19 protein-coding genes are annotated in these 20484 nt (G+C 57.5%); 7 read left to right on the top strand and 12 right to left on the bottom strand.

Annotation, left to right across the window (positions count from 1 at the left end):
• Positions 1–531: 531 nt before the first annotated feature.
• Positions 532–888 (top strand): nucleotide pyrophosphohydrolase, encoded by a 357-nt coding sequence (locus AC57B6_RS16290; RefSeq protein WP_042275620.1) that lies wholly within the window; start codon positions 532–534, stop codon positions 886–888.
• Positions 889–1083: 195 nt separating this feature from the next.
• Here AC57B6_RS16290 and AC57B6_RS16285 read toward each other — a convergent pair whose 3' ends face one another.
• Positions 1084–1260: a hypothetical protein gene (locus AC57B6_RS16285; protein WP_474632666.1), complete on the bottom strand. Its 177-nt coding sequence runs from the start codon at positions 1258–1260 to the stop codon at positions 1084–1086.
• 9 nt (positions 1261–1269) lie between these two features.
• Positions 1270–1962, bottom strand: a complete 693-nt coding sequence (locus AC57B6_RS16280) for a contractile injection system protein, VgrG/Pvc8 family (RefSeq protein ID WP_496421708.1) — start codon at positions 1960–1962, stop codon at positions 1270–1272.
• Positions 1963–2807: 845 nt separating this feature from the next.
• Here AC57B6_RS16280 and AC57B6_RS16275 point away from each other — a divergent pair.
• Positions 2808–2969, top strand: a complete 162-nt coding sequence (locus AC57B6_RS16275) for a SymE family type I addiction module toxin (protein ID WP_496421707.1) — start codon at positions 2808–2810, stop codon at positions 2967–2969.
• 116 nt (positions 2970–3085) lie between these two features.
• Here AC57B6_RS16275 and AC57B6_RS16270 read toward each other — a convergent pair whose 3' ends face one another.
• From AC57B6_RS16270 to dnaA, 9 genes are all read right to left on the bottom strand, one after another.
• The gene (locus tag AC57B6_RS16270) at positions 3086–3913 is read right to left on the bottom strand and encodes a protein NO VEIN domain-containing protein (RefSeq protein WP_496421706.1); all 828 of its coding nucleotides are present in this window, start codon (positions 3911–3913) and stop codon (positions 3086–3088) included.
• Complete coding sequence (locus tag AC57B6_RS16265) at positions 3910–5808, bottom strand: SNF2-related protein (protein ID WP_496421705.1); 1899 nt, start codon at positions 5806–5808, stop codon at positions 3910–3912. Before AC57B6_RS16265 ends, AC57B6_RS16270 begins: the two co-directional genes overlap by 4 nt.
• Before the next feature lie 2 nt (positions 5809–5810).
• A complete protein-coding gene (locus AC57B6_RS16260) occupies positions 5811–7166 on the bottom strand; it encodes a hypothetical protein (protein ID WP_496421704.1) in 1356 nt (451 codons plus the stop codon).
• On the bottom strand, positions 7166–7627 hold the full coding sequence (locus tag AC57B6_RS16255; RefSeq protein ID WP_496421703.1) for a BglII/BstYI family type II restriction endonuclease: 462 nt from the start codon (positions 7625–7627) through the stop codon (positions 7166–7168). The genes AC57B6_RS16260 and AC57B6_RS16255 overlap by 1 nt, the downstream gene beginning before the upstream one ends.
• Entirely contained in the window at positions 7624–8502 is an 879-nt protein-coding gene (locus AC57B6_RS16250) for a DNA-methyltransferase (protein WP_496421702.1), read from the bottom strand. Before AC57B6_RS16250 ends, AC57B6_RS16255 begins: the two co-directional genes overlap by 4 nt.
• 425 nt (positions 8503–8927) lie before the next feature.
• Positions 8928–9065: a hypothetical protein gene (locus AC57B6_RS16245; RefSeq protein ID WP_496421701.1), complete on the bottom strand. Its 138-nt coding sequence runs from the start codon at positions 9063–9065 to the stop codon at positions 8928–8930.
• 424 nt (positions 9066–9489) lie between these two features.
• Positions 9490–11961, bottom strand: coding sequence for a DNA topoisomerase (ATP-hydrolyzing) subunit B (gyrB, locus tag AC57B6_RS16240; protein ID WP_496421700.1), 2472 nt, complete (start codon positions 11959–11961; stop codon positions 9490–9492).
• A 114-nt stretch (positions 11962–12075) separates the two neighbouring features.
• Complete coding sequence (gene dnaN / locus AC57B6_RS16235) at positions 12076–13179, bottom strand: DNA polymerase III subunit beta (protein ID WP_028197661.1); 1104 nt, start codon at positions 13177–13179, stop codon at positions 12076–12078.
• A gap of 219 nt (positions 13180–13398) precedes the next feature.
• A complete protein-coding gene (dnaA, locus tag AC57B6_RS16230) occupies positions 13399–15033 on the bottom strand; it encodes a chromosomal replication initiator protein DnaA (RefSeq protein WP_028197660.1) in 1635 nt (544 codons plus the stop codon).
• 393 nt (positions 15034–15426) lie between these two features.
• Here dnaA and rpmH point away from each other — a divergent pair, with 393 nt between their 5' ends.
• From rpmH to yidC, 4 genes are all read left to right on the top strand, one after another.
• Positions 15427–15561, top strand: a complete 135-nt coding sequence (gene rpmH, locus AC57B6_RS16225) for a 50S ribosomal protein L34 (RefSeq protein ID WP_004198824.1) — start codon at positions 15427–15429, stop codon at positions 15559–15561.
• A 14-nt stretch (positions 15562–15575) separates the two neighbouring features.
• On the top strand, positions 15576–16073 hold the full coding sequence (gene rnpA, locus AC57B6_RS16220; RefSeq protein WP_028197659.1) for a ribonuclease P protein component: 498 nt from the start codon (positions 15576–15578) through the stop codon (positions 16071–16073).
• Between the two features lie 88 nt (positions 16074–16161).
• Positions 16162–16392 carry a membrane protein insertion efficiency factor YidD gene (gene yidD, locus AC57B6_RS16215; protein WP_007180115.1) on the top strand — a complete coding sequence of 77 codons (231 nt, stop codon included), beginning with the start codon at positions 16162–16164 and terminating at the stop codon, positions 16390–16392.
• Between the two features lie 30 nt (positions 16393–16422).
• Positions 16423–18081: a membrane protein insertase YidC gene (yidC, locus tag AC57B6_RS16210; RefSeq protein WP_028197658.1), complete on the top strand. Its 1659-nt coding sequence runs from the start codon at positions 16423–16425 to the stop codon at positions 18079–18081.
• Between the two features lie 120 nt (positions 18082–18201).
• Here the strand turns inward: yidC and AC57B6_RS16205 are convergent, their stop codons facing one another.
• Positions 18202–18675, bottom strand: coding sequence for a transcriptional regulator (locus AC57B6_RS16205; RefSeq protein WP_046567234.1), 474 nt, complete (start codon positions 18673–18675; stop codon positions 18202–18204).
• A 357-nt stretch (positions 18676–19032) separates the two neighbouring features.
• Between AC57B6_RS16205 and mnmE the strand changes: the two genes are divergently transcribed.
• A complete protein-coding gene (mnmE, locus tag AC57B6_RS16200; RefSeq protein WP_046567236.1) occupies positions 19033–20427 on the top strand; it encodes a tRNA uridine-5-carboxymethylaminomethyl(34) synthesis GTPase MnmE in 1395 nt (464 codons plus the stop codon).
• The last annotated feature ends 57 nt before the right edge of the window (positions 20428–20484 follow it).

Raw genomic sequence — 20484 nt, 5'->3', positions numbered from 1 at the left:
CAGCAGGCGATCGCTTTGCAACAAGCCACCTTTTATCGCCGCGATTATGTCCTGAGCACCCATACCGCCTCTTATTTATGCAATTTGCGCCCCCGCGCCATCGCGCGATATTACAAAAGATCAGACGTTTACCGCAATCTATTAAGAGGAAACAAATGTTAAATCAGCAATTTTTTCTTGCGGGAAGAATGCCTTTTGAATAACGGTAAAAATAACTTCGGTTTCCACACTTGTTAACTGCGGAGTTCTCCCGCCCGCTAAAATCGGTCGCCGTCGTTCGCGGCACGTCCGCGTCGCCTATCGGCCCTCTGCGACCTGCATTACGACGCCGTCCGGGCCGCGCGTCCACACGATCAAATAATTAACGCACGCATCAACCCACCGGTCTTATATCATCCCCTCCTATTGAGATAAGGACGACGCGGCCCACTCGTGTAGGCACGCCTCCTCTGATCTATTTCACCCCGCAAGACCGATCCAACTAGTCATCCACAGTCGCTTGGGGGAACCATCATCCGAAGAGACTTTGAAATGCAAAGTGACCTTGCTAGCTTGCGCGACCTCGTTCGTCAGTTCGCGGATGAACGCGACTGGGACAAATTTCACACGCCAAAGAACCTCGCGACAGCTCTAAGCGTCGAGGCGAGTGAGCTACTGGAGCCGTTTCAGTGGCTGACCACCGGACACAAAAGCGAACTGGACGACGGCAAGCAAACCGCCATTCGTCACGAAATGGCGGACGTATTGCTATACCTCGTCCGCCTTGCAGACAAGCTTGATGTCGACCTCTATCAGGCCTGTCTGGAAAAAATGGATATCAATGGAGTGAAGTATCCCGCCGAAAAAGTCCGAGGAGATTCGCGTAAGTACTCCGATTACCAAGACTAAGAATCAAGCTTTCGCGCGCCAGGTTAGCCAACCGGGACGTCGTGCTCGAATTTCAACTGCCGACGAACTCGAAGCGTATCGACTGCTTGCTATGTGGCTTCGCCAAAGATGGAACGCCGACGGCAGTCACGATCGAACTGAAGCAATGGCAGACATGCAAGGAGTCGGAGGAGGACAACGAAGTCTCGACGTTCATCAATGGTTGCGCGCGCCTAAATTTTCGACGTCGCTGGCGATGGCACGGACGTTCACCGTCGCGCTCTTATAGTCCCAGCTCGCGCGCTGCACGCTGCCCGGCACGAGCTGACGCGAGGCCGACCACAGCGTGATCGAGTCGCGCGCTTCGGTGGCCGCGTCGCGGTGATAGCGCACCGTGCCGGCCTACGACTTCGGCAGTTTCATCGGGCGGTCCAAGCACCAGCGTGTGCACCGGCGACTCACCGGCGCCGTCGGCCGATGGGGCCGCTCCCCGCTTGCCCGCCGCCGTGAACCACGCAGCCCCAAGCGACGGCACAGCCGCCGGATGAAATCCGCGTCCGACTCGTGAAACTGCAACAGCGTCTCGCGCACCGGATACTTCGCGCGATCCAGCGACGACAGGTCGAAATCGAACGCGCGCGCGAGCGCCGGACTCTTTTTCTGCCATTCGCCCAGCAGCTTCTCAATCACATCGGGCACACTCAGCGTGCGGAAGATGCGCGTATTGGTTCGCCCCTCCAGCACCGATAACGCATCGCGCATGGTCAACTGGTAGGTCGCCAGCGACCCGTCCGACTGGCCCGCGCGCGCGTCGGTGACGATCGCGCAGATCGGGTGCAAGGCGCCACGGTCGGTGACCATCTGCACCGACAGCGGCAAGCCGATGAACGCATTGAGCGGCAAGTCCGCGCGCGTCGACAGACACGTCACGTGACCCACAATGCCTGAGCACAGGCCCTCGCTGATGTCGATGCGATGCGCGATCAGCACTTGCTCAAGGCTCGACTGGGCTGAGCCCCAGTGCAGGCGGAAGGCGCGATTGGCTTGCGTCAGGGACGGGGAGGCAAAGGCGCGCAACAGGTCGGCGGAATTCACGGTGGTCTCTTTGGGTGGCTGTCGCGGGGGCGTTATGGGTTGTTTGGCTCTCGGGTTCTGGCGGGTTTTTGTTTTCGGTTTTTTTGTTATTACCGGATTTGTTGCTTGGATTTAAACGGCTGATTTATTTGGTTGATGCCTTTGTTGTGAGGCGCTGAGTTCGGGCCGCCGTTGACGCTACTGCTTATGTGATGTGCTCCCATGTGCCGCCTCTTTTTTACTTCGCTTCGCTTTTCACGCGCCTCGCTAATCGCGCGATTTTACAAAACATTTACGGGACGGCGCAAATCGAATTATTGAAGAATGTTAAATATCTCTTATACAAACGCTCTAATATGCATTAGGCATTGATGCGGGTTTTATTGAGGCTTGGTTGGATCTGCGTAGGGTGGAAAGTCGAGCGATGCGGGGCGCCGGCCGGGCTTCGGCATGTTCGATCTCATACGACGTCTGTCAGAACGAGTCTGCCTCAAAGCTAGCGATGAAATGTGTGCCTTGTTTCCTTGTTCATCAAGCGTTCGACGCTGTTGCACAACCGCCGACAATGCGCGAAAATACATCGGATGCCTAACAACATAGCCGACGATCACGGCGCGTTACGTTTATAAAGCATCACTGAACGATTGGCTCGTTGAAGGGTAGAAAAAGACGCGAAAGCGCCGAGTCGAGCATCAAGGAGAACTAGGAAGGAGATGAAGCGCGGGACGCATGGGCTGCCACCCATACGACCCGCTGACCACAAACAACTCATACAGGGAGTTGATCATGGCTGACGCCAATCATAAAGCAGTTGCAGCTGTAACCAACGCATCTTGACCATTTCGGCACAAAGACGCCCGCGACCGATGAAAACGTTCGCACCGGATCATGTCAAATTTTTTCCAGATCTGCCGCCGGCGCCTTGGATACGGCTTTCGGGTAGGTGGTTGGAAGAAGCGGGATTTGAGATTAGCGGGAGGATTCGGGTGGAGGTTGAGACAGGCAGATTGGTGATTACACCGGCATAACCGATTAAGGCGCATCAGGCGCCATGCACTGCGCTTGATGCACTATCTTAGAGAACTAGGGGTTATTGATCGCCGACTGCTTAAGTCATTATTAAAGCCCCTCTATAACCCATCGCTCAGAGTTCGAATTGAATTTCCAGTTCACGCCACCGACCACGTCCTTGATCACTTGGCACATGCATAGCAATCTCGGCAACTGTTTTGATCGTGAGCTTCTCGCTCGGAAGTTCCCAAAGGTGAAAATTGTAGGCTTCGCCATATTGGCATGCGGCCTCCCATTCACCGCGAGTTAGAACCATGCGAGGAGGGGTGCGTTGGGTCGACTTGACCTCGATCAGTAGATTTTTGAGCCCAAACGGTGTCGGCTCATAGGACTGAAGGTCATAGCCCGCCGAGTTGTCTTCAAGTGCGATCCAACGCGGTTCGCTGGCGATGCCGAGCAGGGCTAGACGCTTGCGTTCATACTCGAGGGACAACCGCTCTGCATGCCGTCCTTGGGCGTTCAATCGTTCGTCGTCAACCGAGCGCATCCACGATGCGAAGCGATCCCACCACTCCACTACGTCAGCAGAGGGATGATCATCGAAAAGACCCGCGGATCGGAAAGTCTGCAACTCGTCCTGACTCAATGCCGTGGCTAGACGTTGACGGCCGTGTGGAAAAACACGACACCACCAGGGTTTATAAGTTTCAATCAGTACAGAAAGTGCTTGACGCAAGCCGCTCCGACTATCTGAGAAATCAATCGTAACTGGGAGTTGAGCGTGAAGTCGTATCGCACTTTCGAAGTTGGCGGCCGCAAAGTCCGCATCCAATCGTTTGAGAGAGAAAGCCGCTTCTTCTGCAGCTATGGAAGGATGATCTCGAAGGTAGCGGCGCAAACCAATGAGGGCGACGAACGCGCTCATTTGAAAGCTAGATGTGACATCGGCTGAAGAGCTCACTCGCTCTCCTCATCGGAGAAACTAGCGCGACCCTCCAAAACTTCAATCAGGTCACGCACGTCTTCCGGGCTTATGTCCCAAGCGATAGGGTCTTCCGAGTTCTCCTCGTCAAACGCAATTTCGTGAAGGTCAGGATCGTCAAGGAGGACTTGCAAAGCTCGGAGTTTCTTCCTGAGGCGATGACTAACTGAGTGATCGATACACCCAAGGCCCATTGGGGCGAGAGTCCGGTAGATGTAGATGTTTGTTTCCACGTCAGGCGGCAAGCCAAGGCGGTGGATCCGATCGATCGATTGAAGATAGTGCGTAGTAACGTAGCTTCGGTCAAGGTAGATCGCGTCGTGGCAAACCTTATGAAGGCTGATGCCTTCGCCAGCAGCTGCCGGATTGGCGATCATAGTCATGCAGGCCGGATCCTGGTGAAAGCGACGTATTCGCCCTTCTCGTGTCGTTGGATCCGTCGGCTCACCTGAAGGAACTGCACCATACAGGCTGACCGGGTTCAGGTCAGCGAGCATGAGTTCCATTTGCAAAATAGTGTCGGTGAATATGGTCCAGATGACCGTCTTGCGTCCCTCTTTCGCGAGTGATCTTGCGAACTCAGCAACAGCTCGCATCTTGGTAGAGGGACCTTCGGCTACTACTTGATCCAAGACGCCGGAATCGAGCGTTACAGCTTCATCTGTTATCGCACGGAGAGCAAGTAAGGGATTAGAGGAGAGCTGCAGCAGGCGCATAACCGAACGGCGAGCTGCTGGCGCATCAAAGCGTCCATCCAATCCTAAACTGCTTACTTGACGCAGAAATTCATTTTTAACGATACCGTAGAGTGCCATTTGCCCATCGGCCATTGGGACCGACAGGAAATGTCGTTGCGGTTTAGGAAGACCAAGGTCCTGCTTCGTTGTTCTGACGTAAAGCTCGCCGAGAACTTGCCTCGGCGGATCACCACGACTGATCTGAAGTCCGAGGCCAGCGCCTGGCCACAAAAAATCGAGCTGCGATTGAATGTCCGACGGCTGCTGCGGCATCGGGGTGCCGGTAAGGATATCTCGGCGAATAGGCAAAGGAGCGATGTTGAGGAGGAGTGCGCCGCGCTGGGAGCCGTAGCCCGCCTTCATCCGATGTGCTTCATCGAGAACAAGATGGATTTTGTTCTGTGCAACAAAATTTGTGATGATCTCAGGGTTTTGAATCATCAAGTCGTAGCTGATGACAAATCTTGTCGCACCAGAGGTGAGAGTCTTCTGAAGCGCTTCTCCGGATACATCGGCGATTGTGAACGGTTCTGCATTTCCATTTGGAGCATCGGGTCGTACGCATTCGGCAACGACGTCGCGCCAAGCCGGAAAGGACGCCTTCGGGCCAATCACAAGCAGTATCTGTGTAGGCTTCCGGGTGAGGATGTGAAGTGCGAGCGTGACTGTAGTCTTGCCAGCTCCCGGCACGGAGAAATTTGCGCCGTTTTCCAGCGAAAGAAGCCGTTGAAGATCTCTAAGCTGGAAAGATTTCAGCTTGCGCGTGAAACCTGCTCCCTCGAGCCTTTTCTCGATCTCATCGATCGCAATCGACAGGTGCAATGACCCCTTCGATTGCTGAACCTGTTTGAATTGCAAGACGAACGCGGCTAAGCGATCACGCGCCACATCATCGCGAGGACTAAAGCGAAAACGCAGCGCCTTTTGCTGATTCGCGAACATCCCAACCAGAGTGAGAAGGCCAGCCCACGGTAGCTCGATCGTAGTGGGTCCGAACTCGTAATCGAGTCCTATATCCAAGACGGCCTGCTGCATTCTTTCCCATACGGATGTGGATGCAACATCCTCCAAAGAAAACCGTCCGGAGAATCGGGCCGGCATATAGGAAATGCCGATTTTGGTCTGGTCCGCTGTCACCTTTAGTTCTCGTTCAACGGCATCTGAAGACTGCCATCCTTAACCTGCTGCAGCTTGCTTATCAGAGAGGTCGCGCGATGTATGATCTCATCAAGCTGCTTGTGGATTCCATCGTGCGTTGCGGGGTCCGCTGTGCTCAAGTCGATTTCGGTCAAGCGCGTGTTCGCGTCTTGTGCCGCTCGCAACGCCGCCTTTCCAGCCTTGCTGGCTTGCCCGGAATCAATGACCGTCTGGCAGACGGCCCTGAGCTCATCAAAAATCTCATCATGACGCTGTGGGTTATCAAACAGCGCAATCAACGGCGCATATTCGCTCGCGGTCTCAACACCAAGATCGATTTCCCATTGATTTTCATCCGTGTCCTCGACTCCTCCCTGCTGCTCGTCTTCCATGTCGAGCCGCTCTGCGAGGTGGGCAAGAACCTGTTCGGCTTTCTCACCCAAAACCTTGTTAAAGCCGTAGATTCGCCCGCCAAGACTGTCACGGTTGTCGAACAACAACCAAGCCATTCGAAGATTGGCTTCGAGCAACGGACCCTCCTTGCCTTTCAGGCGGGGAACAAGGTCACTGAAAAACTGCTCGCCACCTTTTTCGACCAGTCGATAGTCGGCTGGCGCCTTACGCCAATCCTTGAGGTATATCTCGGCGTAGTTTAGTGCGCTTAGTGCTTTCCTGATATCTCCAACCGACTTGCGACGGATGTCTGCGATATCTGTTTCTTTTTTGTATTTCTGAGCAAGCTGCCGTCGAATTTTGAGCGTTTCATTGATCCAGCTATACGGTAGCTTTGTCTCAGGACGCTCCTGAAGACGCGTCTCTATGTCATCGATCTGCTCTTCAGTAAGAACGGGAAGTATCATGCACTCCACCTCTGCAAAGGTGGGGAACTCGGCTTTTCTGTCTGCGTAGAGTTCCCGCATCGCAGTGAGCCGCCGGTTGCCATTGACCACGACACCCGCCGGCGTGAGCATGATTGGCTCTGTCTGCCTAGTCCGTTCCAACTCGTCAATGATCGGTTTCACAGAGCCGGACGAAGCGTGGGCAAAGCGCTTGAGAATGTTATGTTGCGCTTGTTGCGCTCCTTCGTTGTCTTGACCAGCATCGAAGAAGTTGGCGGGGGCATCGTGCTCCACGATGTAAGCTAATTGCGCGGTCTGAGTCCGAGCGTTCGCCATTCGGTAAACAGGAAGATCGATGGGAAGCCGAATGACAGGCAGCACGGTTCGCTGCCCCTCGTACACATCGAAAGTCGGCTGCTCCCCGCAAACGGGCTTGGCTGATAGCGCAGCTATGAGCTCCTTCCGTTCGTGAGCAGGCTTCACAGAAACTTGGTATCCAGGCACGCCCAGCGCCTCCATTATTCGAAACCGATGATGAGCAACGGAAAGGTGATGATTCGGTTGAAGAGCTGCACTTCCCCCCAAACTCTTTCGACGTTCGCGACGTTCGATGCGATCAGTAAACCAGCGGCCTTTGTTGGCACCGCAAGGGCGGCCGCTTCGATTTTCCCTTGCTGATACAGATATTGCAGCTTCATCAGATCGTAAATTGCGCGACTAATATTGCCGGTCTGTATCTGGAATGCTAGGTCTCTGTATCTTCCTGTTACAGTCAGATCGTAGTTCGGGTCAATTCGCACCCCGTGAGCCCATCCGCTCGCTGTCAATTCATTCTCTAAATGGGATCGAATCTTTCCGGTGCATCCAGCTCCGATCGGAATGTTCGGCGCCTCAAACAGGTCCGTGAGCCAATCGCTCAGTTCGCGTCTTTCCCACTCGGCTTCACCGTTGTGGAGAGAGTAAGCCCCTGCAAACTTCATTCTTCGTCCCTCAAGGGAGGTTCGTATATGGGTTTGTTCATTGGGCGGACACGCAACTCGCCGTTTCGGTAAGCTTCGATCCGGTCTTCCGCAATGTCGATGTAATCACTAACCACGTCGCATCCAAAAGCGTGACGCCCGTTTTTTATCGCTGCGATTGCGCTTGATCCCACGCCGAGGTACGGGTCGAGCACTGAGTCACCGTGATCTGTCAGCGCCAAAACTAGACGTTCTACGAGACCAACCGGAAATTGACATGGATGGCCGGTTTTTTCCACGTGATTTGACTTGACGTTAGGGATGTCCCAAACATCCGATGGATTTTTACCAAGCGGGTTACTGGATATTTTCCCCTTGTTCGGTCCCTTGAAGTGCTTTTTCTCAGGGTACTTCGAAGGGACTCTAATCGGATCCAAGTTGAAAGTATAGTCGTCAGTTTTAGTAAACCAGAGGATTGTCTCGTGTCGCCCCGATAAGCGCTTCTGGCAATGAAGTCCATGGCCGAAAGTCCACACGATGCGGTTGCGGAGTTTCAGACCGTGGCTCTTAAAGATCGGGTAAAGAAGAATGTCCAGCGGAAACACTTCCCCGTCGTCAATTCCATTGCCAACCTGCCAGCAAATTGAACCGCGCGGGTGCAAAAGCCGAACGGCTTCGGCAATGGCAGCGGCCTGCTGCTCAATGTAAAGATCGTTGGACGTCCGTTTCTCGTACTCCTTGCCAATATTGTATGGCGGAGAAGTCACAATCAATTTCATACTGGCATTTTCGAGCTTGCGCATGAAGGTGAGATTGTCCTCGCATTCGATCAAGGCGTGAGGCTCGTCTCGACGCGGAAACTGGAGAACCTTTGATTGTGCCGCAGATTTTGTCATAGTGTATCGATTGCTCTTTGGGACGGGGCCGCCTAGTTAGCGAGTTTAACGTATTCGGCAACAAAGATCCAGCGCGCAAGCAATCCAGGAGCACCTCCCACGACGACACGCAGTGTTCAAACGTGCAAGCGCGGCGACCAGTCTCGACTGAGCAGACCAACGGCCCGTGCAAGGTTTCTCCGGCAGGAAAAGCCTAGGAGGGGTGAACATCTAAAGATCCGCACCTGCGCGCGCCAAAGCGCAAACAGTTACAAGGGAACCACGAAAGTTCAGGGGCGTTAGCACAACGGACTCACGATGACTATCGCTTTGCAGCCATGGGAACCTGTACTGACTTGCAGATCAGACGCTGGCCAGCAGGAGGAGTGCTCGTTTTACGCTCAAAAACGAAGCACTTTCATCGTTTATGTAGCCTGCGCCTCGCATTACACACCTTCTCTTCCTTTAATCAAATAACGCGCAAGGCGTTGATATTCGTCCGGGTTCCCTGCAACACCAAAAGACGCAGCAAACTCAATCAGCTCTTCGATTTCGCCAATGGGACGATCGGCCAAGACAGACATTAGCGCGCTAATCGTCTCTTTCGCGTGATGGTTATGTAGCGCCCCTCTTCTAATTCGTTTTAACGTGCGGAGTACTTTTCGTGAAACTTCGAACTATCTCTTGCACAGCGTACTCATTTTACGTCCGACCTGCACCAAAGATTCGCGATGACGTTTACCGCGCAGACGCACTCCGTAGCCCTAAAAAAATATCCGCCTATCGATAAGCGAGAAATATGCGAAACAAGAGCCGCAAGCTACCCCGCCACCGCTTGCAACTTAGTTCCACGGCCGCTCGGAAGCACAGAGATATCCGGAAATCAGACAACGGTCAGCCTCTACCACGGCGGTGATTATCCATCGCAACTAAGAGAGACCGACAGATGACTTTGTTCTTTGCATAGACAATTGTTTAGATTGCCTATGCAAATGCGTGCAAAAGAACTCAAACGTCAATATTCCCCGCCCTCAACGCGTTCGACTCAATGAAAGCTCTCCGCGGCTCCACATCATCCCCCATGAGCGTCGTAAAGATGCCATCAGCCGCGATAGCATCCTCAATCTGCACACGAAGCAGACGCCGTACGGTCGGATCCATCGTAGTCTCCCAAAGCTGCCCAGGGTTCATCTCACCGAGCCCCTTATAGCGCTGCTTGGAAATATTGCGTTCAGCATCAGCCAGCAACCACTTCATAGCGCTCTTGAAGTCGGTAACAGCCATACTCCGCTCGCCACGCTTAATGACAGCGCCGGGCCCAATCAACCCCTTAAACGTATTAGCGGTATTGACCAGCTGCTGGTAATCAGCGGTGAGTTGAAAATCCTGATCCAGCACAGAAATCTTCTGATTGCCATGATGAGTTCGCGCAACGCGCAGCGAGCGCAGCTCACGCACCGGGTCATACATCGTCGTGACCGTAACCTCAGGCTTCAACGCATCATCCCGCAGCTTCGCCTCAAGCGCCGCCGCCGAAGCCTCAGCCGCTTCCTCACTGGAGAGGTCAATAACAACCCCATCCATCACAGCCTCAAGCGCCCCAGCGTCATACAACCGGCTCAGTCGGTTCACCACAGCTTGAGCCAACAAATAAGCCCGAGCCAACTCACCCAGCGCATCACCGGTAATCGGCGTAGCACCCTCAGAAGCCAACAATTCCGACCCCTGCAACGCCAGCTTCAGGATGTGCGCATTAACCTCAGCCTCATCCTTCAAATACCGCTCATCCTTACCCGCCTTGATCTTGAACAGCGGCGGCTGCGCGATATAGATATACCCACGCTCGATCATGTCCGGCATCTGACGATAGAAGAACGTCAGCAGCAGCGTGCGGATGTGCGCACCGTCCACGTCAGCATCGGTCATGATGATGATGCGGTGATAACGCAGCTTGTCGAGGTTGTAGTCTTCCTTACCGATCCCACAACCCAACGCAGTAATCAAAGTCACAATCTGCTCCGAAGAAAGCAGCTTGTCATAGCGCGCCTTCTCCACGTTGAGCACCTTGCCGCGCAGCGGCAAGATCGCCTGAAACTTCCGGTCACGCCCCTGCTTCGCCGAGCCGCCTGCCGAGTCGCCCTCGACGATATAAATTTCCGACTTCGCCGGGTCCTTCTCCTGGCAATCAGCCAGCTTCCCAGGCAAACCAACGCCATCCAGCACGCCCTTACGACGCGTCATTTCACGCGCCTTGCGAGCCGCATCCCGCGCCCGCGCCGCATCGACAATCTTGCTGCAAATGATCTTCGCGTCGTTCGGCGTTTCCAGCAGGAATTCCTCGAGCGCCTTCGCGACCACATCCTCCACCGGCGCGCGCACTTCCGACGACACCAGCTTGTCCTTGGTCTGCGCGCTGAACTTCGGCTCCGGCACCTTCACCGACAGCACGCACGAGAGCCCTTCGCGCATGTCGTCGCCGGACGTCTCGACCTTCGCTTTCTTCGCGACTTCGTGATCGTTGATGTACTTGTTCAACACGCGCGTCATCGCCGCACGCAACCCGGTCAGGTGAGTGCCGCCGTCGCGCTGCGGAATGTTGTTCGTGAAGCACAGCACGTTTTCGTTGTAGCTGTCGTTCCACTGCATCGCCACTTCCACGCCCACGCCGTCTTTCTCGCCGCTGATGTGGAAAATGTTCGGGTGCAGCACGGCCTTGTTCTTGTTGATGTACTCAACAAAACCCTTCACGCCGCCCACAAACGCGAAATCTTCTTCCTTGCCCGTGCGCTGGTCGGTCAGCTTGATTCGCACGCCGTTATTCAGGAACGACAGTTCGCGAATCCGCTTGGCCAGAATGTCGTAGTGATATTCGACATTGCCGAAAATCGTCTCGTCCGCCAGGAAGTGCACTTCGGTGCCGCGGTTTTCGGTTTCGCCGATCAACTGAATCGGCGAGACAGCCACGCCGTCGATCTCTTCGATCACGCGGTTCTGCGGCACGCCACGGTGGAATTCCATGAAGTGCTTCTTGCCGTCGCGGCGAATCGTCAGGCGCAGCCACGCCGAGAGCGCGTTCACGCACGAAACGCCCACGCCGTGCAGGCCGCCGGACACCTTGTAGCTGTTCTGGTCGAACTTGCCGCCGGCGTGCAACTCGGTCATCACGATTTCAGCGGCGCTGCGCTTCGGATCGTGCTTGTCGTCCATCTTCAGGCCGGTCGGCACACCGCGGCCGTTGTCGGTGATCGAGATCGAGTTGTCCGCGTGAATGATCACCTGGATATCGTTGCAATGCCCCGCCAACGCTTCGTCGATGGAGTTGTCCAGCACTTCGAATACGAGGTGATGCAAACCGGTCCCGTCTGACGTATCCCCGATGTACATCCCCGGCCGCTTGCGCACCGCCTCCAGACCTTCGAGGATCTGAATCGAGGAGGCGCCGTAGCTGTTATCGGGTTGCGAATTGTTCGTTTCAGTCATGGATTTTTTCCGGTTCTGCGTTGCTGCTTGGTTGCTGCTCGGGACTTTTCAAAACACCATAAAAACGCCAAAGGGGCGCTGCGCCCCTTGGTGTGTTCTTGGTTTTTGGACGCGTTAGATGCGCATCGGCATCACGACGTATTTGAATTCGTCGTTCTCGGGAATCGTGATCAATGCGCTGGAGCTGGCGTCGCCAAGGCTCACTTGCAACATGTCGACCTTCAGGTTCGCGAGCACGTCGAGCAGATACGTGACGTTGAACCCAATATCGACGCTGTCGCCGTCGTACGCGATTTCCAGTTCTTCCTGCGCCTCTTCCTGATCGGCGTTGGTCGACATGATCTTCAACTGGCCCGGCTCGATAATGCAGCGCACGCCCTTGAATTTGTCCGACGTCAGAATCGCGGCGCGTTGCAGCGAACGCTGCAGTTCTTCACGGCCGATCACGAACTGATTCTTGTGCGACTTCGGAATCACGCGCTGGAAGTCGGGGAATTTGCCTTCCACCAGCTTCGACACCAGTTCGACCTGGCCGAAGGTGAACTTCACCTGCGTCGGCGCGATGTCGATCTTCAGCGTGTCGTCGATGTCTTCCAGCAGACGCTGGAGTTCCAGAATCGTCTTGCGCGGAATGATCACTTCCTGACGCGCGAACGAGCCTTCGATCTTCATCGACGAGAACGCGAGGCGGTGGCCGTCGGTTGCGACTGCCATCAGTTGGTCGCCATCTACCACCAGCAGCATGCCGTTCAGGTAGTAGCGAATGTCCTGCTGGGCCATCGAAAAATGGACCATGCCGAGCAACTGGCGGAACGTTTTCTGGGGAACCACCAGGTTCGCGCCGTAGTCTTTAGCCTGAGCGACGGTCGGGAACTCGTCGGCCGCCAGCGTTTGCAGCGCAAAGCGGCTCTTGCCGGATTGCACGGTCAAACGCTTGTCGTTCAAGGTCAGCGTAACTTGCCCGTCGGGCATCGCGCGCAAAATGTCGAGGAGCTTTCTTGCTGCCACCGTGGTCGCGACCGAATCGCCGCCCACGCCAAAATCGGCACGCGTGGTGATCTGCAACTCGAGGTCGGTCGACAGGAACGACACGTCAGGGCCGTTCTTGGTAATCAGCAAATTGGCGAGGATCGGCAACGTATGGCGGCGTTCGACGATGCCGCTCACGGTTTGCAGCGGCCTGAGGAGGTTATCGCGTTCGGTCTTGACCAGTTGCATAGAGTTCCTTCGTTGATATGACGGCCTGCGCGCCTGACTTGCCAGCCTTACAGCGCGCAGCCGCGGCTCCCCGCCGGCGCCACGCAGCGCCTGTCACGGCGTGAATTCCGCCCGCGGCCGCCGGGCGGTTAAACCTGTATTGTGCCTGAAAACGGAACCGCTCCACTAAAATGGGGGCGAGTTCCGAAATAAACAGGTCGAAATTTCCATCCAGGCTGCTTAACCTTTCAGCGTTTGCTCCAGCACGTGCAGTTCGTGGTTCAGCTGCGCGTCCGTGCCGCGCTCGGCGGCAATCTTGCGTACCGCGTGCAGCACGGTGGTGTGGTCGCGCCCGCCGAACAGCTCGCCGATTTCCGGCAAACTTTTCTGGGTCAGCTCCTTCGCCAGATACATCGCGATCTGCCGCGGCCGCGCAATGTTCGCCGGACGCTTCTTCGAATACATATCCGCGACCTTGATGCTGTAGAAGTCAGCCGTGGTCTTCTGGATGTTTTCCACCGAAATCTGCCGGTTTTGCACCGTCAACAGGTCTTTCAGCGCTTCTTTCGTCACTTCGATCGTGATTTCGCGGCCGTGGAACTTCGAGTACGCGAGGATCTTGCGCAGCGCGCCTTCCAGTTCACGGACGTTCGAGCGCAAATGCTTGGCGACGAAGAACGCGACGTCTTCATTCAGGCTCACGAACTCGGATTGCGCCTTGCGCATCAAAATCGCGACGCGCATTTCCAGCTCGGGCGGCTCGATCGCCACCGTGAGGCCAGAGTCGAAGCGCGAGATCAGGCGGTCGTCGATACCGGAGATTTCCTTCGGATACGTGTCGCTGGTGATGATCACCTGCGCCTTGTTCGCGACCAGCGCCTCGAACGCGTAGAAGAATTCCTCTTGTGTGCGCGACTTGCCTGAGAAAAATTGAATATCGTCGATCAGGAGCAGGTCGAGCGAGTGGTAGTAGCGCTTGAAGTCGTCGAACGCCTTGCGCTGGTAGGCCTTCACCACGTCGGACACATACTGTTCCGCGTGGATGTAGCGAATCCGCGCGCCGGCCTTGTCCATCAGAAGCTGGTTGCCGATTGCGTGGATCAGGTGGGTCTTGCCCAGACCCACGCCGCCGTAGAGAAACAGCGGGTTGTACGAGATGCCCGGGTTGTCCGCGACCTGAATCGCCGCGGCGCGCGCCAACTGGTTGGCCTTACCGGTCACGAAGTTGTCGAAGGTCAGCACGGGGTTGAGCTTCGAGCGCTCGTACATCGAGTCGTTCTCGCCGTTGCCGTTCGAACTCGCGCTCTGGCCCGGACGCCATGTGCGGCGTGCGGCCGCGGCTTCGTTCGCGTCGAGGCTGGGCAGATCGAGGTCGGCGGCATCTTCGGCGGCCGCGCGGGCGTTTGCGTTCTGGTCCGCCGCAGCGCGAGCGTTCGCGTTGAGGTTCGCCATGGCGCTGTTCGCGCTGTTGGCGCGCGCGGCCTGCGACGCCTGCACGGCGCCGACGGCTGCGTCCACGGCGGCCCCGCCACCGTTCGAGCCAGACGAATGGCCAGCGCCCATCGAACCAGACGTGGAAGCCGGACGCGCCGGCGCCGACGACGCTGCCGCGGGGGCGCGCATGCCGGCTTTCGGGTCCAGTACGAATTGCACGTCGACGGGGGTATGCCAGAAATCGCGGGCCAGATCGGCGATGCGACCGGAGAACTGGCTCTTGACCCAGTCGAGCTTGAAGCGATTCGGCGCAGCGATGCTAAGCGTGTTCGCATCGGCGTCGAAGGCGACCGGGGCCAACGGTTTGATCCACGTCACGTACTGCTGGGGCGTAAGCTCGCGCTCCAGCAGTGCGGAACAGTGTTGCCAGAAATCGTTCATCAAGTTGCTGTCGTTATGTATGCACGGCGGTTCGCCGCTGCCCCTGTCGCGCGTACGCAACAAGGCCCTGAGCAGCTAGGCCAAACCAGGCGCGATGGCTCCAGGCGCTTGTGCCACAAGGGTTTGCGGGACAAGCGAGCCGGAGCGGCGTGCAGGATTTTTGGGAAGTAAGGCGAGATTCTACCGCCAAAACGTCGGCGAAAGGGAGTTATCCACAGGGACGGATCGTCCTGTGGACGCCTCTCGCGGACAGGCCGAACCAGGCTAAACTATTGACGGTCAACGAAAAACCGGTTTAAATAGCGGGTTCCGCGAAAACCAATTCAGTAAACCTCCGGCCATTGCGCTTTCAGCGATGATCGCGCGGTTATTTTTCGATCAAGTGAGAGCAACATGAAACGTACTTACCAGCCTTCCGTTACCCGTCGCAAGCGCACCCACGGCTTCCGCGTTCGCATGAAGACCGCAGGTGGCCGCAAGGTCATCAACGCACGCCGCGCGAAGGGCCGCAAGCGCCTCGCCATCTAAGGCAGGCGAGCGGATTGCGCGCTCCGTCTGTGCCAGGCGAGAACCGCGGTGATGCGGGAGCGGCAGGGGCGCCGCAACAGGGCTCGGTTCCGTTGCGAGCGCAAGCCGCCTTCCCCAAAGCCGCAAGGCTACTGAAAACGGATGAATTTTCATCCGTTTTTCGTTTGCGCCCATGGCGCCGCACCGCACACTTCGTGGTGTACGGCCGGCCCACCGGCAACGACGCTCGCTTAGGCCTCGTGATCGGCAAGAAGTATGCGCCGCGCGCGGCCACGCGTAATCTGGTACGTCGACTCGCGCGTGAAGCCTTCCGGCTGCGTCGCGCGGAATTCGGCGGTTGGGATGTGCTGCTGCGTTTGCACACGCGCTTCGACAAGAAAGCTTTGCCGAGCGCTTCGTCGCCGCCGTTACGGGCGCTGTGCCGCAGCGAGATAGAGGCGCTGCTCGACAAGGCAGCGCGCGAGATTGTCCGTCGCGAGGCGCCGCCCGCGGAAGCGCCCAAGACGGAATGACGCTCAAGTGACCGCCCGCAGTGCAGCCCTGCTGCGCGGGCGTCGCCCGGTACTCCACGTTGCGCGGCGCCGTCCGGCCGCACCAGCCATGCAAACGGTACTCATCGCTTTACTGCGTTTTTATAAGGTTGCTGTGAGCCCCATGCTCGGCAACCGGTGCCGTTTTTACCCTTCCTGTTCTGATTACGCGCGCGAAGCAATCCAGTATCATGGCGCCGCGCGCGGGACTTATCTCGCCGCCAGGCGTATTTGCCGCTGCCACCCGTTTTCCGCGGGCGGCATCGATCTCGTCCCGCCTCCCACTTCTGAAAAGCGCTGACGCGCCGTTCCATCGACACTGAGACAACGCATGGATATCAAACGCACCGTCCTATGGGTCATCTTTTTCATGTCAGCGGTCATGCTGTTCGACAACTGGCAACGCGACCACGGACGCCCGTCGATGTTCTTCCCGAGCGCCAACCCGACCAAGACCGTCGAAGGCGCCGCTCCGGGAACCACGACGCCGGGAACCCAACCCGCCGATCTGCCGGCCACCAACGCAGCAGCGCCGGGCAACGCGCCGGCTGCGGCTCAAGGCCAGCTGATCAAGTTCAGCACCGACGTCTATAACGGCGAGATCGACACCCGCGGCGGCACGCTGTCGAAGTTGTCGCTCGTCAAACAAGGCGACGGCAAGCAGCCCGATCTGGTGATCACGCTGTTCGACCGCACCGCGAACCATACGTATCTGGCGCGCACCGGTCTGCTCGGCGGCGATTTCCCGAACCATAACGACATCTTCACGCCGCTGCCGAACCAGCCGCACGATCTGACGGGCGACGCCAAGTCGTTCCAGCTCAGCTTCGAGTCGCCGGTGAAAGGTGGCGTGAAGGTCATCAAGACCTATACGTTCACGCGCGGCAGCTATGTGATCGGCGTCGACACGAAGATCGAAAACGTCGGCACCGCACCGGTTACGCCGTCGGTCTATATGGAATTGGTGCGCGACGACACGCCGGTGGAAACGCCGCGCTTCTCGCACACGTTCATCGGGCCGGCTGTCTATACCGACCAGCACCACTTCCAGAAGATGACGTTCAGCGACATCGACAAGAACAAGGAAGACTTCGCCAAATCGGCCGACAACGGCTGGATTGCGATGGTGCAGCATTACTTCGCGTCGGCATGGATTCCGCAGCAGGGCGTGAAGCGCGACATCTATGTCGAGAAGATCGATCCGGCGCTGTATCGCGTTGGCGTGAAGGAGCCGGTGGCGACCATCGCGCCGGGGCAATCGGCTGATGTGTCCGCGCGCCTGTTCGCCGGTCCGGAAGAAGAGCGCATGCTCGAAGGCATCGCCCCGGGTCTGGAGCTGGTGAAGGACTACGGCTGGGTCACGATCATCGCCAAGCCGCTGTTCTGGCTGCTCGAGAAGATTCATAGCTATGTCGGCAACTGGGGCTGGTCGATCGTACTGCTCACGCTGCTGATCAAGGCCGTGTTCTTCCCGCTGTCGGCCGCGAGCTACAAGTCGATGGCGCGCATGAAGGCGATCACGCCGCGTATGCAAGCGCTGCGCGAACGCTTCAAGGGCGATCCGCAGAAGATGAACGCCGCACTGATGGAGCTGTACAAGACCGAGAAGGTCAATCCGTTCGGCGGCTGTCTGCCGGTTGTGATTCAGATTCCGGTGTTCATCTCGCTGTACTGGGTGCTGCTGTCGTCGGTTGAAATGCGCGGCGCGCCGTGGATTCTCTGGATTCACGACCTGTCGCAGCAGGATCCGTTCTTCATCCTGCCGGTGCTGATGGCCGTCTCGATGTTCCTGCAGACCAAGCTCAACCCGACGCCGCCGGATCCGGTTCAGGCCAAGATGATGATGTTCATGCCGATCGCGTTCTCGGTCATGTTCTTCTTCTTCCCGGCCGGTCTGGTGCTGTACTACGTGGTGAACAACGTGCTGTCGATCGCCCAGCAGTACTACATCACGCGGATGATGGGTAAGCCGAAGACGAAAGCAGCCTGATCGATGGATTCCCTGCAGCGGGCGGCGCTAGCGCCCGCTGGCTGACAGGCGAAAACAGGCAAAGACAGACAGAAGCAGGTTGTAAAAAGCCGCCCGGTTTGCGCCGGGCGGCTTTTTTTATCACTCGCTCTTTGGTGGGTTCTTGTCTCTCGATGCGTCTTCAGGCTCGGGCGTAGCGTCGGTTGCCGGCTGTGTGCCGCCGTCGAACTCCGTGATCAGCTCTTCCACCAGATTGCGCTGTTTCGGCGACAAGCCCGCGAACCGATTCGCCATCTGCGTCACCAGTTCGATCGTTTCCGGCGTCATTGGATATTTTTCACCACGGGCGAGCGGTTTGGTCTTGCTGGTTGGCACGGGACCGTAGTGCAGCCAGTGGACATCTTTTTGCAGCCATGTCGCCAACACCTGCAACTTATCAGGCTTTGGAATCGTCGTACCCGAGAGCCATTTGTGCGCGGTTTGCGGTGAAACCGCAGGACCGTTTCGATAGAGCAGGCTAAATGCCTTGGCCAGAGCGGTCCCGCCCTGGAGCTCGCTGGGGAGTGAGTCTTTCAGCCGTTTGGCGAAAGCAGCTTTTTCTTTGGAGGTCGGCATGGGCCAGATTGTGCAATTCGGCGCATACTCAGTGGACAACCAAACACGCTACTTTATAGCCTAAATAGGCTATTTTTAGCCTGAAATCGCCACCGAATACCGCATTCGACGATTTCGCCGAATCTCATCTTTTCCTTGTGCAGCCTGCGTTCTGGACAGTTTGTCGCGCCTATTTGTCGCAAAAGTGTCTCAAGCTATCTTAGCTTGTGTGAGATAAATCTTCATGAGTCTCATGGCGCGCGCGACGTCGTAGGAATCGGCCCGCGTCCGGAGAGCAGTGGATGCCCGCGTTACAATGCCCGGCGCTCACTCATGCGCGTTTCATCCCGCATTCATCCCTTCTGATAGCCTCGTTCCATGCTCGCCACCGATTCCGACCCGATCGTCGCCATTGCCACCGCACCCGGCCGGGGCGGGATCGGGGTCGTGCGAATTTCGTTCGGCCGCGCCGGGGAAGCCGCCGCACAGCCGCTGATGCAAGCGCTCACCGGCCAGGTGCTCGCGCCACGGCACGCGAGCTACGTGCCCTTTCTCGACGACACCGGCAACGCGCTCGACCGCGGTATCGCGCTGTACTTTCCCGCGCCGCACTCGTACACCGGCGAGCATGTGCTCGAACTGCAAGGTCACGGCGGGCCGGTGGTACTGCAACTGGTGCTACAGCGTTGTATCGACGCCGGTCGCGCGTTCGGCCTGCGTCTGGCCGAGCCGGGCGAATTCACGCGGCGTGCGTTTCTCAACGACAAGCTGGATCTCGCGCAAGCGGAAGCCGTCGCCGATCTGATCGAGGCCAGCACCGAGGCCGCCGCGCGTTCGGCAGGCCGCTCGCTCGACGGCGCGTTTTCGCGCGACATCCACGCTTTGGTAGAGGACGTCATCACGCTTCGGATGCTGGTCGAAGCGACGCTCGACTTCCCGGAAGAAGAAATCGACTTTCTCGAAGCCGCCGACGCCCGCGGCAAGCTCACGCGAATCCGCGAGCGTCTCGCGCACGTGCTGAGCGAAGCGCGTCAGGGCGCGCTGCTGCGCGAGGGTTTGTCGGTGGTATTGGCGGGACAGCCGAACGTCGGCAAGTCGTCGCTGCTGAATGCGCTTGCCGGCGCGGAACTGGCCATCGTCACGCCGATTGCCGGCACGACGCGCGATAAGGTCGCGCAGACCATCCAGATCGAAGGTATTCCGCTGCACGTGATCGATACGGCCGGCCTGCGCGATACCGAAGACGAGGTGGAGAAGATCGGCATTGCGCGCACGTGGAGCGAGATCGAACGCGCGGACGTCGTGCTGCATCTGCTCGATTCGCGCACCGGCATGACCGCCGAAGATGAAACGATCGCGGCCCGTTTCCCGAGCGGCGTGCCGGTGGTGCGCGTGCTGAACAAGACGGACCTGACCGGGCTCGCGCCGACCGTGACGCCGCTGGACCCGCATCTCGATCTCAGCGAAGTGCGGTTGTCGGCGAAACAGGGCGATGGGGTTGCGTTGCTGCGCGAAGAGTTGCTGCGCATTGCCGGCTGGCAGGCAGGCGCGGAAAGCGTCTACCTGGCGCGCGAGCGGCACCTGATTGCGCTGCGCGCGGCCGAGGAGCACCTGGCGACGGCTGCAGCACACGCCGATCAGAACGCTCAAGCGCTGGATCTGTTCGCGGAAGAATTGCGCCTCGCGCAGGATCAACTGAACTCGATCACCGGGGAATTCAGTTCGGATGACCTTCTCGGCGTGATTTTCAGCCGGTTTTGTATCGGCAAGTAGTGAATGGCGGGAGAACTTCGGTGAGCGGCTTATCCAGCATGCCTTACAGGACCATTT

This window comes from Paraburkholderia sp. BGA-UO-ETr-F12 (assembly GCF_059567945.1).
Note: the sequence above shows the minus strand (reverse complement) of the source record. Positions and strands in the feature narration are given on the sequence as shown.